This window comes from Photobacterium ganghwense, assembly GCF_017329545.1.
Taxonomy (GTDB): Bacteria; Pseudomonadota; Gammaproteobacteria; order Enterobacterales; family Vibrionaceae; genus Photobacterium; species Photobacterium ganghwense.
In genome coordinates this window covers 2,804,260-2,821,008 of the sequence record NZ_CP071325.1, presented here as the reverse complement: position 1 = coordinate 2,821,008, position 16,749 = coordinate 2,804,260, and the positions used below count along the sequence as shown (strand labels likewise).

The window sequence follows — 16,749 nt, the reverse complement described above, 5'->3', positions numbered from 1 at the left end:
TTCCTCGTCAGCCATTGTGGTTTTAGCGCCACAATGTTCAAGTAGAGTGCTGACAATCAATTTCCACCGGCATGAAAGTTAACAATGGGATGATGCTGTGCATTGCAAGTTAAATAACAAATTCTGGTCTGGCTGGGTTGCCGGCCTTGGGCTAATGCTGCTGTCACCGGTTCAGGCTGCCACGCTGGAACAGCAGCGGGAATGGTATGAGCAGGCTCAGGTTGCGTTGGATGAAAAAGACCAGGCGGCCTATCAGGCACTGCGTAAAAAACTGGATGATTATCCGTTGACGCCGTATCTGGAATACCGTGATTTTACTCAGTCGCTGGCCGGAAAGTCTCCGGCTGACGTTGATGCCTTTATCCAGAAATACAAGAGCCTGCCGTTCAGCGATACGGTACAGGTTCGCTATCTGGGTCACTTGGCGGATGCTGAGCGCTGGCAGGAGTTTCTGTCGGTGCAGCCGTTACCGCCGCGCAGCCTGTCACTGCGCTGTCACTATTACTATGCCCAGAGCCAGAAAGGGAACAAAAAAGAGGCCTGGCAGGGCGCGGAGTCTCTCTGGCTAACCGGCAGCTCGACCCACAAAGCCTGTGATTCGCTGCTGGACAACTGGCAGCAGGCCGGGTTGCGTACGGATGAGAAGGTGCTTGAACGGATGCTGCTGGTGTATGCCGAAGGCAGCCGTAGTCGTCTGAAATACCTGAATAAGCTGCTGAGCAAAAACGGGCAGGCCCAGGGCCAGCAGATGCTGGATCTGTACGATAAACCGCAGGGCGTAGCGGATTTTGCCAAACGCAGCAAAGTGACGCCGTTCAACCAGACACTGACCGAGCTGACGTACAAAAAACTGGTGCGGGATGATATTCGTGAGGCGATCAAACAGTATCCTCGTACGGTGGAAGGGCAGCATTTTAAGGCTGAGACCAAACAGGCGCTGGCTGATTATACCGCCAGTCGGCTGATCGGTACGGAAGATGCCGAGCTGCAGGTATGGCGCGATCAGATGTTGGCCAAGAGCACCAATATTCCCCTGCTGGAGCGCCGTATTCGTCAGGCTATGCGGGAAAACCGTTGGCAGGAAGTGTCGGTTTGGGTCAAACGTCTGCCTGAGGACGCCAAGAAAACCACCCGCTGGACTTTCTGGCAGGCGCGGTTGGCTGAGCAGGCTGGTAACCGCAAACTGGCGCAGGAAAAATACACCGAGATTCTGGGACAGCGCGATTTCTACAGTGCCGCAGCGGCTACTGTGCTGGGCAAACCGATTGAGTACCCGGTGAAGTCGGCCAGCAGTAATCCGGCTGTTACCAAAAAATATGCGGAGACCCTGACCCGAATCCGAGAGCTGATTGCGCTCGACAAACTGCTGGCTGCCAACCGTGAATGGTATTACCTGCTGCAGGGACTGAACAACGACGACATTGTTGCGCTGGCCCAGTATGCGGCGGTGAATAAATGGCATCACCTCGCGGTGCAGGCCACGATTTCCGGCCAATTATGGGAGTACATTGAGCTGCGCTTCCCGGTGGCCCATAAGTGGTGGTTTGATTTCTTCAGCAAGAAACGTGAACTGTCGACCACGACCATGATGGCGCTGGCCCGTCAGGAAAGTGCGCTTAACAGCGAAGCGGTATCACCGGTCGGGGCGCGGGGACTGATGCAGTTGATGCCGGCAACGGCGCGGGAAACTGCGAAAAAGCTGGGGCGCAACTATGAAGGCCAGAATAGCCTGTTTGATCCCGGGGTGAATATCCGTCTGGGCAGCGGGTATCTGAAAATGATGCTGGAGCGATTCGATAATAACCGTATTTTTGCCTTTGCTGGTTATAACGCCGGTCCGGGGCGGGTTGATCGCTGGCGGGCAGGCACCAACGGCCAGTTGGATGCTTACGCGTTTATTGAAGCAATTCCGTTCAATGAAACCCGGACGTACGTGCAGAACATCCTGATGTTTGAAATTTACTACGGTAACCTGACCGGGGTGAAAACACCGTTGTTGACCAAAAATGAGCTGGCGGCCAAGTACTAAGCTGCCGGATTGTGATTTTTGGGCTAGGTGGATAACGCGGAACGGGATAGAATCAGTACTCGGTAACGAGTACATCAAACGAGGATGACATGTCGAATATCCAAGAAACGCCGGAATTCACTGAGTGGCAACAGGTGGTCGAGATTTTACGTCAGGCTGCAACTGAGCAGAAAGACGATGTCATGCTCAAACTCCTGTTAACCCCTGATGAGCGTTCGGTGCTGTTATCCCGGGTGAATATTCTGCATGAACTGCTCAATGGTGAGCGCAGTCAGCGTAAGATCAGTGAACTGCTGGGGGTAGGGGTGGCAACTATCACCCGAGGCTCCAATGAGCTCAAGCATCACGATGAAGCCACCAAAGCCTGGCTGGCAGCCTTGCTGGATCAGCAGCGTCCGAATCAGTAATTTTGCTATTCTGACAAGCCAAATCTGACCCAATCCCCTTCAGCCGTCGGGCTGAGGGGGATTTTTTTATTCGCTGAACATGAAGCCGTTATTTCGGGGGAATTCCGTTTATGCGCCGTTAATCTTCTGCCGGAAACAATGCCGGGTTCAGAAACGGGATCAGCGCCAGCAGCAGCGCCTGATGATAGACCGAGCTGCGGCTCAGCATGTGATTGGTCAGCATCGCAATTGCTCCACCTTTCTGTTTGATGTTGGTCTGGTTGAACATGTCATCCATCACATCACCCAACTCTTGACCCTGATGCAGTTTTTCCAGTGCCGCCGGAGGCAATGGCAGAGACGCCGAGCGGGCTTCACCGCGACGCTGGCCGCTTTCAATCACCATCCAGGCAAAGGTCAGGTTTCCGTCCAGTCCGGCTTCCAGGCCTACGTAGTAATCGGCATCCGGGACAGCCTGACGGGCATTGGTGACCCGGTTGCGGGCGCCCTGCAGGGTTTCATCGGCGGTCATTGGTTGGTCGCGCACGCCACTGGCGACACTGATGCCTTCAAACTCAAACAGTCTGGCTGGAAAGGCCTGTTCAAAGGCTTGCTCCACCGCGGCGATTTTGGCTGGGTTGGTCGATGCGACAATAATCTTGGACATACCGGCTCTTGCTAACCTTTATTCTTAAGGGAAGGTGAATGTATGGCTTTATTGTACGCGGCCGAGGCGGTTTGTCACCTCAAGGGGAACCACGTCCACCGGGCAGCCCGGATGGGCTGCGCCAGGAGGAGCGTAGGAGGAGAAGACACAGCACCGGTCAAATGCGTGCTGTGGCAGCCTTAGCGGTCGTAAGACCAATCGGACTGAATGATGTAGCCGTGGATCTGGAATTCTCCGTTATTGACGAACAGATTCGGGAAATCCGGTTGAGAGGTTGAAAATACCACCCCGTCGGCCAGCTGAGTCATGTGGTAAAAATCCGGCTCACTGCCGCGAACCGAGGCAAATACCGGCTGTTTCGGGCGGTAAGGTGCTTTCTTGGTGGCCAGCGCGTAGCTGCCGACCGGCGCACATTGCGCAATGTTTTCATTATCCACTACCAGGCCGAGGCAGTCTTCACGCACCAGATGCTGCGGAATCGCGCGTTTGCTGACGACATCGACCGTGGCCCCGTTGCGGAATGACATAAAATCTTTGCGATGGATAATGGGAATATAAGTGCTGGTTGTCCCGTAATCGCTGCCATTACTAATGGTGGTGGTGGCTTGTGTGCCGGTATCAACCTGACCGGTTAGCAGATAACTGATTGAGGTATTCAGTGCTTCGGCAATTTTTTCCAGTTCACGGACTTCAATCCCGTATTTACCGGATAACTTACGGCTCATGGTGCCTTGCTGAAGTTCCAGGGCTTCACCCAGTTGTTTCTGACTTATCCCCTGAATTTTGGCAAGGCGCTTAATTCTCTCTAAATATTCCATGCTCACTAGCTTCCTGCTTAAAAATACAAAATAGAAATTCATTCTTAAAAGTCATATTGATTTTACTAATAACAGAAAAAAAAGGAGCTATTGGGTATAGAAAATGCGATAGGTTTCGTCATGGGAATATCACAAATTTCCTGGATGGGAAAAAAATGGCACAAAATTTTAGAATTGAATTAAGCGCTTATCCGACCACTGAGTGTGATTTTCCTCACTTTTGTCAGTGAGATGAGCGAAACAGTGTAATGAGTCATTAGTGACCGTTTTGCTTGCCAATGCTATAACTATATGAATGGTAAGGTTTTTGGTGTGTTTTGTTGTATGGGTAAGCGCATTGGTGAATATGGTGCGATAACTGACTAATTGGTTAGTGTTTTTTATGGCATCAATAAAGTTAAGCTATTGTTATCATGTAATCGATACCTTTATTGAGTGTTGTGTTGATAAATTATGCGCTGTAGCAATACTGACACGGTTGAGAGAATTAGCCGTGATGACTTTGGTTAGGAAACAATATTTTTAATTCCGTTTTTATCTGGGGTGAAATTGGGAATAGTGAGCTGGTTGTAAAAATCAACCTGAGTTAGTGGCGATGCAAGTAACGTAGAAAGTATTTCGGAAACGCTTTTATGGTAAAGCGCGTCGAAAACATTACGGGAAATACGTATGCACCCAGATAAAACCACATCACAGCCATAATGATGCAAGAAGAGCAACACGACCTAAACGAAATACCATCGGCGAAATGCCGGATCGGCGATTTATCGTCTCCGGCTTATTTCTTTTCCGCTGTTTTTAGCTAAAGGTAGTCTGGCAAAAACTCTCCCGTGCCAATATCTCGTGATACCACTGAGCCAGTGCCGGATATTGCGGTTGCCACTGTATATCCGGTAGCCGAAAGGCTAGGTAATCCAGGGCGACGGTGACCATGATATGGCTGATTGTGATGGAATGGTCTGCCGGCGCCGGTAAGTCCTGATCTAATGCGGCTAACAGACGCTCGATGGCCTGTAACCGCCGCTGAGACAGCAGTGATGAGGCGGACTCGGTCTCATGTTTTCGGCTGATGACGGTCGCAAAGGCAGCGTCAATCAGTCCCTGACCCAGTCCCAGCCAGTGCAGGGTTTGGGCTCGATCCGGATAAAGCGCAATTGCTGGATAGTGGGCTTCCAGATAATCGAGGATCAGTAAGGTTTCAGAAACCGCGAGGTGGGGCGAGATTTCTAATACCGGCACTTTTGCCCCAGGGTTGACCGCCAGAAGTACGTCCGGTGAGGCCCACGGATCCACCCAGACCAAGGTGCAGATGTCTTCCAGTTGCTTTTCCAGCAAGGCAATACGGACCACTCTGGCGTAAGGCGATGTGGCGTTCAGGTACAGTTTCATTTCACACTCCTTGTTGTGTCGACGGCGCGATGCATTATCGGGTCTCTTTATGTAAAGCCGGGGCTGCAGTTTCTTGCTGTTTTACCGTTTCTTTTTGGGCGCGGTGGTATGGTGCAGTTGGCTGCAATTGATCTACCTCTTTCTGACCAGGCTGCATCCGGCGGCCAGCCAGCAGCACACAAAGGGTTCCTCCTCCCAGTAACAGTCCGGCGACGGTAAAAAAGGGCTGATAGGTCCCCAGCCAGGCGTAACAGGCTGCGAAGCTGAATCCGGCCAGCGCTTGCATGCCGGCAAAGGCCGCGGTAGCCATTCCCCAGTTTCGCTGATGCTGATCAACGTGAGCCAGTTCGGCCAGCCGCCCTGCCGTCAGGGCGACGATGCCAGGGATCATCGCGCCGACACCGGCCGCAGAGAGCCACAATACCCAACCAGTCTGGCTGAATGCCGGAAGCAAAACCGCGGCCGTTTTAAGGCCAAATGCCATTAACAGGGCGCGGTTCCAGCCCAGTGTGCGAGACAGGATACCGGCCACTATTGGCCCCGCGACTGCGCCGATGCCCAATGCTCCCCAGTAAAACGCAGCTTTGGTGGTACCCAGCATTATTTCCCGGCTGAGATAATCGACCCAGAACAGGGTGTGAGGGATGAAACCCGCCGCATCAAGGGCATAAGCCAGAATAACCAGGCGGATCGCCGCCGCGGCAGGCGTTGCATTGTGTGTGGCGGAGGATGGTTGCTGAGTTGTCGCAGAAGGGCGAAGGTGGCACAGTCCCCACAAGTTAAGCAGGCCACACAGCACCGCCAGTCCGGTCAGTCCTTGCCAGGTCAGCGTCAGGGCGTGTGCCAGCATGGGCGGGAGCAAGACGGCGGACAGCACGATTCCCAGCCCGATGCCCATAAAGATGCATGTGGAGCCGAGATGACGCTGTGAAACCGGCAACAGCGCCAGCGCCAGAGAGGGGCCGCATACCATCAACAGCGCGCCCGCCAGCCCGGAGAGCAACCGCCAGAGATAAAACCAGCCGAAAGACGCGGGTTGTGCGCACAGCAAAAAGCTCAGAATGATCACCAGCAGCGAACCGCCAATGACCCATGGCACCTTGATGATGCGGGTCAGGCGGTGCGCCCCGACGGCACCGAGCAGGTAGCCCAGCAAATTCGCAGCAGCCAGTTGGGTTGCCTGACTGGCGGTGAACCAACTGGCTTCAATCATTGCGGGGATCAACGGGGTATAGGCAAAGCGGGCAAGGCCGACGCCAATAAGGGTCGCGGTCATACCAACCAATATAGCCGCCGTTTTCTGTTGCCTGTGATTGTCCTGATGGTCTGTGTGCCTGCGATGCATGATCCTGTCCTGTTTGTCCGGGGATGCCACTTTTGGGGCATCGAGAGCACTCGCTTCCTGCTTGAGTGCTATGTGTTTATCCTGAGCCTCTATATCCAGCGCCTGATATTCCTTAACGGTTTTAGGCTGTTGCAGAATCAGCATGGCAGGATTTTCCATTGACTAAAAATGATTCATTGTGATGCTATGTATCTGTAAAAGAGATAGTGACTTGGGCTGTGGTGCAGTTGGGTTCGCTTCTGACAACTTAGTTTTTATCAAAAAGCCAGTCTTTATCAAAAAAATAGTCTTTATCAACAAGCGCTATCGCTATGACTCAGATAAAAAAACAAGGATGGCAGGAAACAGGGAGGACGACATGCAGCTGAAATCTCTCAAAATGTTCGCGATGGTGGTGGAAACTGGCAGCTTTGTTGCGGCGGCGGAACGCCTGCACACTGTGCAATCAAATATTACTTCCCACATTAAAAAGCTGGAGCAGGAGCTGGGGGTTCAGTTGATCCAGCGTCAGGGGCGTTCAGCGCCGACCCCCGCCGGGTATGCGTTACTTGATTATGCCCGGAAGATGCTGACTACGCATGATGAAGCCGTGGCCGCCTTGCGGGGACAGGGGAAACCCAGCGGCAGCTTACGTCTGGGGGCGATGGAAACCACCCTGGCCATTCGTTTGCCGTCGGTGCTGGCGGCTTACCATGCTGCGGTGCCGGACGTGCACCTGCACCTGGAAAGCGGCCCGACCGCCACCCTGTTGCAAAAGTTGCTGGCCGGTGAGCTGGATTGTGCGTTTGTCGCCGGTCCGGTTGGACATTCCCAGCTGGTGGCGGTACCGGTGTTTCGGGAGCAACTGGTGCTGGTCTCATCATCTGCGCTGACGGCGTTCCCCTCGCCGGAAAAACTTATGACCTCGACCTTTATTGCCTTTCGTCAGGGCTGCAGTTACCGGCAGAAAACCGAATTGCTGCTGGCTCAGCACGGGATTCCGGCAGCCAGAATCGTGGAATTCGGCACGCTGGATGCGATTTTGGGCTGTGTCGCGGCCGGAATGGGGTATGCTGTGTTGCCACTGGCGGTGGTTGACGCGCATCGTGGGCGGTTTGCCTTGCACAGTTACCCGCTCCCCAATCCACTGGCTGTGGTGGAAACCTGCTTTGTTGCCACCGCGCAAGATGCCTGGACTCCGGCTCTGCATGCATTCGATGCTCTGCTGGCCTCACAGGCTGTTACCGGCCAAACCGCTGAGCCTGTTTAAACTTGACCGAGAACAGCACCAATATAAACGCTGAGCCAATATTGAGGCTCAGCGTCATGGCAGTGCGTGGTCAGATTCGCGTGCTTGCTGTTACTTAGGCTGGGTAAATCCCCCATACAAATCCAGGCGGCGGTGGCGTAAATTGGTCACCGAGCCTTCGGTATTGAGCTGCTTGAGTTTATCCAGATCCACATCAGCAAAAATGATCATCTCCGTATTCGGACTGGCTTCGGCAATGGTGGCGTCATGGGGGAAATAAATATCCGAGGGTGAGAACACCGCGGACTGAGCGTACTGAATATCGACGTTATCCACGCGCGGCAGGTTGCCGACGCTGCCGCCGATCGCAACATAGCATTCGTTTTCAATGGCCCGGGCCTGGGCGCAGAGCCTTACCCGCTGATAGCCGTTTTTGGTATCGGTCCAGAAGGGGACAAAGATAATCTGCACGTTTTGCTCGGCCAGCATTCGTCCCAGCTCCGGAAACTCGCTGTCGTAACAGATCAGGATCCCAACCCGTCCGGCATCGGTATCGAACACTTTCACCTGATTGCCGCCGTCGATTACCCAATCGCGCTTTTCGTGTGGGGTGATGTGGATTTTATCCTGCTCGTCGATTGTTCCGTCCCGATGCAGCAGGTAAGAAACGTTATAAAGCATGCCATCACGCAGCTCCGGCATACTCCCGGCAATAATATTGATGTTGTAAGTAATGGCCAGCTCGGCAAAACGTTGCTTGATGACTTCGGTAAACGAGGCAAGGAAGCGGATGGCCTCGACCGAGTTCTGCTCGCGGCGCAGTCCCATCAGCGGGGCATTAAAAAATTCCGGGAACAGGGCAAAGTCTGCCTTGTAGTTCGACAGCGACGAGACAAAAAACTCAGCCTGATCAATCAGGTCATCAACGCTGCGTACGGCACGCATCTGCCACTGGACAATGCCGATTCGAATCAGGGTCTTATCGATATCGTGAACTGAATCAATGTCTTCCTCGTAGAAAAAGTTATCCCACTCCAGCAGGGTGGCATAGCCGCATGAGCTGTCATCTTCCGGCAGGTAATGGCGCATGATCCGTTTGACATCAAAGTCGTTCGAAAGCTGGAAAGACAGGATTGGATCATGCAGCTCGCGGCGTTTGACCTTTTCAATGTATTCGGTCACTTTCATCGAACTGGCATGTTTGTGATAGCCCGGAATCCGGCCACCGGCCAGAATCGCTTTCAGGTTGTCATTGCGACACAGCTCTTTGCGGGCTTCATACAGTCGGCGACCCAGTCGCAGCCCGCGGTAATCCGGATGCACGAACACATCCAGCCCGTACAGGGCATCACCACTGGGTTGATGCTGGATAACATTGTTTTCGTTGATGATATCGGTGTAAACATGGGGGAGGGAAAAGCGGTTGTAATCGACTTTGATAGTAAGGGCGGCACCAATGATTTTGCCATCATCCTCAATACAGATCTGACCGTCGGGAAACTGATGGATCAGATCCATTATCGTCATTCTGGGCCAGGATCCCCCCACATCATGGAAGACTAAGTCCATCAGCGCCGCCAGCTCCGGATAGTCGCTTTTTTCAATGACTCGTAGGTTCAATCGTGGCGTGGATGTCCTCATCAATTTGCTCCTTATTTGGCTGCTCTTTCCCCATATTGGACAAGCCAGCAGCTGAATTCAAGGTCGCGCCACGGATATGTCGGTGCGTTATCACGCCCGAGAAAGCCGCAGTGTCATGCGCCACATAACGGGTGTGATCCCGATGCACAAGATGGCAAACACCAGCAAAGGCGTGTAACCGGGCGAACCGGCCTCGGCGGGAATAATCAGCATGCTACTGATGGCACCCGCACTCCCCACCGCAAAATGCTGCAGGGCATTTTGCATCCCAAGCACCCTGACCCGTATGCTGTCGCTGACCGAACTGATGATTTCCGTCACCAGAACCAAAGTTCGGGTGGCACTGACAACCATAAAACCGGCAAAGCAGAACACGGCCAGCAAGCTCCATTGGAGGCTGAAGCCCGCCAGTGCAGTGATAACCATCCCGCCGGAGAGTGCGGTGATCAATCGAAGGGATTGTTTCGGGTGGTGACGGCCATACCATTGCATCGCTACAAAACAGCCGCTCCCGCCAAGCAGGTAGCTCAGACTCAATTGCGCTTCGCTGATGGCCAGTCGCTCAAGCAGCATCACCGGAAACTGTAAGGAAAGCAGGAAGGTGCTAAATACCGCCAGAATAATCGTAGCGATTCCCGCTATCAGTGGTCGGTTCATACCTTCGTCCACCGTATGAGATTGGCTGCCAGCTGCCGGTGGGGGGCATGCGTTTGCTGTGTTTGCAATGCTTGTAAAAGAAGAAAGGGGGAGTAAGCCAAAACCAAGCAAAGCGATGACCAGTAGTCCGCCAACCATCCAAAAGGCGCTTTGCCAGTCAGTCTTCCCGGCGAACAGCAATAAAACCGGTATGCCAACGGTCAGCGCGAGCGGGTAGGTACTCATGATGTATGCGGTGAACTTTTTCTTTTGGCTGGGATGGGTACAGGCGAGCAAATGTTCCACATTCAGCACCGTTAATGCCCCACCAAATACACCGGCAGCCACTCGCGCTGCCAGCATGAAGGCAAAGTCAGAGGTTGCCGTGACAGCCACCGTACTTGCGGCCAGGCCGATAAGGTAAAGCATGACGATGAACCGATTGGATGTACGTGAACGAATGAGCAAGCAAGTGATCGCAGCAGCAAGGGTGTAGCTCGAGGTCAGGTATCCAGCCTGTGATACCGGAGTGTGGCTGGCCGCCGTCATCATCGCGCTGAGCGGGACGGACATCAATCCATCCAGTGCGACTAAAAAGTGAATGAAGAAAGCCACAAGAGGTAATCCATAACGCGTGTATGAAGTGGGTGTCAGGTGTGTGTCCATTAAGTGTGATTCAGTTTGGTGAATGTTGGCGTTATGCTATCTATTCCATATTTGGCAATAAATACGAAATAATGGGCTAGTTTATCCCGCATGATGGGATAAAAGCCGACTGACTTTCCACCACTGACTTTCAAGGAGAATGATGTGCTTGAGCGGATTGATCACCTGTGGCTTCGCAGTTTTTACCAGGTGTGCAAGTTTGGCAGCTTTAACAAAGCGGCGGATTACCTGGGCTTACCCTCATCCAATATCAGCCGCCATATCGCGCAACTGGAAGAGAGCTTGTCGATTCGCTTGTTTGAACGCACGACCCGTAGGGTCAGCATTACCGAACAAGGGCAGCAGTTATATGAGTCAACCTATCCGCTTTTTGCAGCCCTCGATAGCGCGCTGGAAGAGTCGGGGAACCATGCCCGCGCCTTGCGTGGCAACTTGCGCTTACTCATGCCGGATCTTCCGGATTTGGCCGAGGTGGTCACTCACTTCGCCTGTTTGCATCCGAACATTGCGATTTCCTGCGATACCCGCTTACAGCCAGATCTTTCTTCGTTGGACAGCTTTGATTTAGTGCTCAGCTTTAACCGCGGCCAGCTTAAAGACAGCGGTTGGGTTGCGAGAAAAGTAGCAAGTTGGCCCAGCGTTGTGGTGGCTTCACCCGGATGGATGGCTAAGCACACCCCTCCGGCGACTATCAGTGAGTTGAAAGACTACCCTTGTATCACCAGCCTGAGCGCTATTTGCGGTAAACCTTGGATTTTCAAGCAAGTAGGGAAAGAAGTGACCTGCCACGTGCCATCCCGTTTTAAGGTGAACAGTGGCGCAATGGCTAAAGCGGCCGCACTTAAAGGAATGGGGTTGGCAATTCTGGCTGAAGTGGCCTGCCGGGCAGAATTGGAAAACGGAAGCCTGAAGTGCATTGCATTAGACGCCAGCCCTGCCGACCTTGAACTGTTCGCCGCCTACAGCAGCCGAAAACATGTTCCCCGAAGAGTACGGACCTTTTTGGATTTTCTGGGCCAGCATGAGTGGCTGGTTTAACGTATGCGATTATCTAGATAAACAAACTGCTGTTGGGTTACTAATTTTCGATAGCTTGTTATGGAGTGCGCATATTTGGGTATAAGCCCTTTAAAGGGCGTGTAGTAAGGCGAATAAGTGTAGGATGGTCACAGTTTTTGAGTGATAAAATACTTTTAAAATAAATGGTTATCGAACTTGTTGTGCGATGGGTTTATTATTCATTTTGTTTATTATCAGCCGTGCGAGTCACCGCGTTTAACCTTCAGCTAAGCCTATGTATCTTCAATACTATATCGATAAGTTTCAAAATCTTAATACCAATAGCATTAATGGCCGTAATAGCCCGCATAAGGTTTGTATGCTGCTGGCAGTGATGAAGCTGATTGATGAAGGTATTATCACGCAAAATCGGATTGTATTTGATGACTTGTTGAAAGCGAGTTTTAGCGAATGTTTTGCCCAGATGCGCCAAGCCAATGACCGAAATACACCAGAAAACCCATTTTATCACTTAAAAACTGAGGGTTTTTGGCATTTGGTTTACCACCCAGGTGTTGACTCATATTCGGTCAAACGTTTCTCGGCCAAGACGGTTTCACATGTGCGGCTTGATGATGAGCTATTTGATTACATGCGTAGCCCAATCGCGGCTACCGATTTAAAAGATGCGTTGACCAACAACCTGAGCAATCTATCTGATTTGTTCTCAAATTGGCTAATCGGGTTGGGGAAGTCAGAAAAAACGGCAAAAAACTATTTGCAAGCATTGCAAAGTTCAATTCCTCGGTGGATGGCTGAGAAACAGCTCATAGAGCTGCAGCCTTTGACAAAAATTCGCTCTTATCAACAATTTCATGCGCTCGTTGAGCGAACCAGACAGTTGGATGAGTTTAAAATTCGCAACACCAACGGAAATGGCATGTACAGCGCGGCGCTCAATGCTTACTCGCGGTTTTTAGCTGATATCGCTCAAGTCGATTTAAAGCAAGACGTCGAAGATATCCTTGAAGACAACGCTCTTTCTGCAACCGAGAAATCGATTTTGGTGAGTACCCGCTTAGGTCAGGGGCATTTTCGAGAGCAATTGATCCGCTATTGGCATGGCCATTGTGCGGTCACCGGATATTCGGAAACTCAGATGTTAGTGGCTTCTCACATTAAGCCTTGGCGCGATGCTAACAACCGCGAGCGTCTGAATCCCTATAATGGCTTGTTGTTGCTCGCGAATATCGACAAAGCCTTCGATTTGGGTTTCATCTCATTTCAAGATAGCGGCAAAGTGATGATTGCCCGCCAGTTGGAAGATCCAGAAGTATTAGGGATTCGAGATGACATGGCGGTGAACCTGCATCGTGAGCACAAGCCTTTCCTATCACACCACCGGATGGAAATTTTTCGGGGTTTTTGAGGAATTAGAGCCACTCTTGTTTCAGACTAAAACGTTCTATTTAAGCATTTAATTAATGAAGTGAGAGGCACTTGAAGGCCTATCAGCGTTAAGCTGGAGTTGGAACTTTGGATGATGAGGCCATTGATAAATGCAAAGTTTGGCATGGCGCATAACGTTGAATGTATAAAAAACAAAAAGGCGATAACCCGAAGGTTATCGCCTTTCCAAACGTTTGGTGGCTGGCGTCAGCTGAACTAAGTTCATAACCACTTGTTATAAAAAGCTTTTATTGATTTTGGATTCAGGCGTTGGGTAAATAATTGGGTAATATTAAGGAATGCTCAATTCTTTGGCGCACCTCTCATTTTCTTCGGTTTCATTCGAGCTACCAGCTCACTTGTCCAACCTTGTTGCACTGATTCGTCAGCCTTTATTTTGGTATCTACAGGGATTTTGTACCCATTTTTGTCTAAGAAAGCCGCAATCTTGTCATCATTCTCTCCGAGTTTTGCGCGATAGGAGATGATCTGCTTGAGCTCATATTCTCTCTGTCCTATTTGAGTGTCCGGAACGTTCACTGTTTTGCCTGGGAAGACCTTTTCATATCTCTCCGCAATACATGTTCTGATGATTGATGAGTACTCCTCGTTTGAAAGTGGTTTCGATATGTCATATCCCATTTTCTTCGCTAGCCTATCTAGACGCCTCAGATCACGCTCAAACAGATGATATTTCTTGGTTTTGAATCCTGATTCTTTCCTTCTCTCAGCAACCCTTTGTTGCCTTAGATTCTCATCTAACCCCATAACGGAACCGCTCCTTTAAAATCTCGTCGTGAGCGATTCTATCTATTTTTATGCAAAACGTATTGAGTGAGGCTCACAGAGTTTAGTGAGCCTCACAACTTTGTTGAATTTATCTATTTGTATTTATTAAAAAGATTGTGAGCCTCACAAATTCCATTGAGAACTGTAGAGATAACTCCGATTTTGCGTAGTGAGAAAAGTAATTCGGCCATGAGTTCACAAAAAGGAGCGAAACTCATGATTAATTATCGATACCTAGATATTGCCGAAGTTAAACATCTTACAAGTCTTTCTGAAGCAACTATTTACAGGCAGATGGACAAAGGAGTGTTTCCCAACTCCCATGATCTGACAGATAACAGAGTAGCTTGGAGAGACATTGATATATTTGAGTGGATGAACACAAGAAAACCGTCGACTGGAATCAATAGAAAACACGATAAGCTACTGAATAAGGTGTTCAGCTGATGGCTAAATATCAGTCACTTGCTGAAATGAAGAGGACAGAGACTGTTCAGACAGCGATTGAAGAGAACTTTGCTCGGGTTGCTATATTGCGAAAGGTTGGTGGCTCGGAGAATCATGCATTGGCAGACATTCTCTATGATTGCGCGGAAGGACTAAAGCAGTGCAATAGCCTTGCTTGTAAGCTCTGTAATTGGCGATTTCGAGTCCAAAAGGTTGACGAGATAGTTGCGAACATCCGCCGAGAAGGGAGGCGATGGTCTGTTATGACAATAATCGATTACTCTCGTGCATTTCCAAATTCTGAACTTGAAAACTTCGATGTGAAGCAAGCAAAGGATAGATTGCGGAGGTTGTTGGACAGATCAGGGTTTGATAAGCCGATCCTTGGATGTTTTGAGTCGGATTTCCACGTCCAGTGTGGTCTTTGGCTACCTCATTTTCATCTACTGATCCGGAACACTAAACGAAATAGAAAAGCTACGAAACTGCTGAGGAAAAAGCTGGCAAAGTTGCAACCGAATCACATCAAAGAAGGCAGAACAGCTAGACCTCTTAAGGTTCAGAAATTGAGGAAACCGTTCACCCAAGTCGGCTATATCTATAAATTGGTATCTAATAGCGTGCATGACTATTACAGGTGGTATTTTAAGGTGATGGGAACAAAGAAGAAGCGACTTGATAATAGGTTATTCTGCCAATCACTTTGCTTAATGCACAAGGTTGGGAGAAGGAGAGTGCTGTTTAGTTATGGAGAGAGAGATTGGAAATGAAGTGGAGTCCGAGCTTAATATGTGTGGTTGTGTATATAGTATAGTTACCAGCACCTTAAGCATTGAAGGCTCTGTGGTACTGTAGTTACTAAAATAACACTAATCATTATCTCCACTTCACTGAATATCGCTAGACAGTAGTAAAATAAAGGGGTCGTTATAGACCCCTTTTTAGTTAGCATCTCACGAGAAACGCCCAAGATTCATACCCATATTCATGAGCATCAAGCACTTTTTGAGAATTCCCTCTAACTTTTCGATAGCGGCAAAAAATCCAGCGGAAACCTTTAGGTGCTTCTTTATTAGTGATTTTCTTTAGAGTCATTCATAGTCACCTCCTTACACAAGAGCGGATTTGAACCTTGCGTCTCATGTATGTAGGTGCTAATCTACATTTGCTGAAACAAAAGTACGCTAGGTGATGGAGCCTCTTGGTATCCCCATCTGGTTTGAATTGCTCTCTATTTTGGCGAATAGAGAGCAATTATTTCTTAAGCTTTGACAACTTCACTTGTGCAGCATGTGGAGTAACTCCAAACATGTCTACTAGCTGTTCAATAGTCGCATCGTTTTTAATCATCCGAGAATCCATCAAGAACTCTGAGGCGAAAGTGTCTGCTTGCCATTCGCTGTCTTCGTAGATTTTGTGTGTACCTCTAGCGAAGCTTGGTTTGCAGTTTTTGTGAAGCATTAGATGGCCGAGCTCGTGTGCTAATGTAAATGCACTGTGCCCACATCCATCACATGCAGCTTCGTATACTGAGTTCTTTACTTGGATATGATCTTTGTCTGGAAACGCCCTCGCTTCCTCATCTCCAAGTTCATGATCATCTACAACTTCAAGCGTTAGTGCTTCCATTTCCTGAAGAGCTTCAAGCAAATGGCAAATTTTAACTTTTGGGCTAGACAATTGAAGGGCGTCACGAGTTAACTGCGCTATCCCCTCAATAGCCTTTGAGCTCATTGGCTTAACTTTGTGTCCTAGCTTACGCTTGAACGTCATATTTAGTCTCCCAGCATTTTCATAACTTTTTTTCGCTCAGACTCAGAGAGAGACTCATAACGTCTTGCAAATGACATTACCATTTCACGCTCATCGTTCGATTTCCCAACTAAATCAATCTTTACTGAAGGTTGAGATAGAGCAACAGAGTCTTTTAACTGATTAATTTGTTTAGAGTTTAAGTTAAAAGACGAGCAAATCTTTGTAACAATTGCGTCTGAAATAGATTTCTTTCCAAGCTCAAGGGAAGATAGATAAGCTGAACTAACATCTAGCACTGATGCCATATCCTTCAACAGGATTTCTTGTTCAATTCTTATCTTCCTTAAGCACTTTCCAAAAGCAGTTGCTTTCATAACCCACCCACCATGTTTTGTCTGTACTATTTGTACCTAGATTAAACAATAGTGACCTTTCACCTCACCATGCATAATTAAGATAAACCAAAAAAAGGTTAACTGCAAATATCTTTTTTTGGTTGTTCAGG

At 49.7% G+C, this 16,749-nt stretch carries 16 protein-coding genes; 7 read left to right on the top strand and 9 right to left on the bottom strand.

Annotated elements, in window-relative coordinates; translation table 11 throughout:
* Nucleotides 1–97 precede the first annotated feature (97 nt).
* Both sltY and trpR read left to right on the top strand, forming a co-directional pair.
* Complete coding sequence (gene sltY / locus FH974_RS12805) at nucleotides 98–2,029, top strand: murein transglycosylase (RefSeq protein ID WP_047886527.1); 1,932 nt, start codon at nucleotides 98–100, stop codon at nucleotides 2,027–2,029.
* Nucleotides 2,030–2,118: 89 nt separating this feature from the next.
* Complete coding sequence (trpR, locus tag FH974_RS12800; RefSeq protein WP_047886528.1) at nucleotides 2,119–2,436, top strand: trp operon repressor; 318 nt, start codon at nucleotides 2,119–2,121, stop codon at nucleotides 2,434–2,436.
* Between the two features lie 118 nt (nucleotides 2,437–2,554).
* Here trpR and yjjX read toward each other — a convergent pair whose 3' ends face one another.
* The 4 genes from yjjX to FH974_RS12780 form a co-directional block, all read right to left on the bottom strand.
* Nucleotides 2,555–3,082 carry an inosine/xanthosine triphosphatase gene (gene yjjX / locus FH974_RS12795; RefSeq protein WP_047886529.1) on the bottom strand — a complete coding sequence of 176 codons (528 nt, stop codon included), beginning with the start codon at nucleotides 3,080–3,082 and terminating at the stop codon, nucleotides 2,555–2,557.
* Nucleotides 3,083–3,261: 179 nt separating this feature from the next.
* On the bottom strand, nucleotides 3,262–3,900 hold the full coding sequence (locus tag FH974_RS12790; protein WP_047886530.1) for a helix-turn-helix domain-containing protein: 639 nt from the start codon (nucleotides 3,898–3,900) through the stop codon (nucleotides 3,262–3,264).
* Between the two features lie 798 nt (nucleotides 3,901–4,698).
* On the bottom strand, nucleotides 4,699–5,289 hold the full coding sequence (locus tag FH974_RS12785) for a glutathione S-transferase family protein (protein ID WP_047886531.1): 591 nt from the start codon (nucleotides 5,287–5,289) through the stop codon (nucleotides 4,699–4,701).
* Nucleotides 5,290–5,323: 34 nt separating this feature from the next.
* The gene (locus FH974_RS12780) at nucleotides 5,324–6,778 is read right to left on the bottom strand and encodes a YbfB/YjiJ family MFS transporter (protein ID WP_207103327.1); all 1,455 of its coding nucleotides are present in this window, start codon (nucleotides 6,776–6,778) and stop codon (nucleotides 5,324–5,326) included.
* Between the two features lie 214 nt (nucleotides 6,779–6,992).
* Here FH974_RS12780 and FH974_RS12775 point away from each other — a divergent pair, with 214 nt between their 5' ends.
* Entirely contained in the window at nucleotides 6,993–7,883 is an 891-nt protein-coding gene (locus tag FH974_RS12775; protein ID WP_047886532.1) for a LysR substrate-binding domain-containing protein, read from the top strand.
* 90 nt (nucleotides 7,884–7,973) lie between these two features.
* On the opposite strand, the gene FH974_RS12770 is transcribed toward FH974_RS12775, so the two are convergent.
* Nucleotides 7,974–9,503 (bottom strand): bifunctional GNAT family N-acetyltransferase/carbon-nitrogen hydrolase family protein, encoded by a 1,530-nt coding sequence (locus FH974_RS12770; protein ID WP_047886533.1) that lies wholly within the window; start codon nucleotides 9,501–9,503, stop codon nucleotides 7,974–7,976.
* Between the two features lie 90 nt (nucleotides 9,504–9,593).
* The gene (locus tag FH974_RS12765; protein WP_169776051.1) at nucleotides 9,594–10,754 is read right to left on the bottom strand and encodes an MFS transporter; all 1,161 of its coding nucleotides are present in this window, start codon (nucleotides 10,752–10,754) and stop codon (nucleotides 9,594–9,596) included.
* Between the two features lie 195 nt (nucleotides 10,755–10,949).
* On the opposite strand from FH974_RS12765, the gene FH974_RS12760 reads away from it, so the two are divergent.
* Together FH974_RS12760 and FH974_RS12755 are read left to right on the top strand one after the other, a co-directional pair.
* Nucleotides 10,950–11,843 (top strand): LysR family transcriptional regulator, encoded by an 894-nt coding sequence (locus FH974_RS12760; protein WP_047886535.1) that lies wholly within the window; start codon nucleotides 10,950–10,952, stop codon nucleotides 11,841–11,843.
* 256 nt (nucleotides 11,844–12,099) lie between these two features.
* Complete coding sequence (locus FH974_RS12755; protein WP_047886536.1) at nucleotides 12,100–13,233, top strand: HNH endonuclease; 1,134 nt, start codon at nucleotides 12,100–12,102, stop codon at nucleotides 13,231–13,233.
* A gap of 323 nt (nucleotides 13,234–13,556) precedes the next feature.
* Here FH974_RS12755 and FH974_RS12750 read toward each other — a convergent pair whose 3' ends face one another.
* Nucleotides 13,557–14,021 (bottom strand): hypothetical protein, encoded by a 465-nt coding sequence (locus tag FH974_RS12750; RefSeq protein WP_207103326.1) that lies wholly within the window; start codon nucleotides 14,019–14,021, stop codon nucleotides 13,557–13,559.
* 210 nt (nucleotides 14,022–14,231) lie between these two features.
* Between FH974_RS12750 and FH974_RS26440 the strand changes: the two genes are divergently transcribed.
* Both FH974_RS26440 and FH974_RS12740 read left to right on the top strand, forming a co-directional pair.
* Nucleotides 14,232–14,489 carry a helix-turn-helix transcriptional regulator gene (locus FH974_RS26440; protein ID WP_422894358.1) on the top strand — a complete coding sequence of 86 codons (258 nt, stop codon included), beginning with the start codon at nucleotides 14,232–14,234 and terminating at the stop codon, nucleotides 14,487–14,489.
* Complete coding sequence (locus tag FH974_RS12740) at nucleotides 14,489–15,259, top strand: hypothetical protein (protein WP_207103324.1); 771 nt, start codon at nucleotides 14,489–14,491, stop codon at nucleotides 15,257–15,259. The genes FH974_RS26440 and FH974_RS12740 overlap by 1 nt, the downstream gene beginning before the upstream one ends.
* A 484-nt stretch (nucleotides 15,260–15,743) precedes the next feature.
* Here the strand turns inward: FH974_RS12740 and FH974_RS12735 are convergent, their stop codons facing one another.
* Both FH974_RS12735 and FH974_RS12730 read right to left on the bottom strand, forming a co-directional pair.
* The gene (locus FH974_RS12735) at nucleotides 15,744–16,262 is read right to left on the bottom strand and encodes an ImmA/IrrE family metallo-endopeptidase (RefSeq protein WP_207103323.1); all 519 of its coding nucleotides are present in this window, start codon (nucleotides 16,260–16,262) and stop codon (nucleotides 15,744–15,746) included.
* A gap of 2 nt (nucleotides 16,263–16,264) precedes the next feature.
* The gene (locus tag FH974_RS12730) at nucleotides 16,265–16,618 is read right to left on the bottom strand and encodes a helix-turn-helix domain-containing protein (protein ID WP_207103322.1); all 354 of its coding nucleotides are present in this window, start codon (nucleotides 16,616–16,618) and stop codon (nucleotides 16,265–16,267) included.
* Nucleotides 16,619–16,749 lie beyond the last annotated feature (131 nt).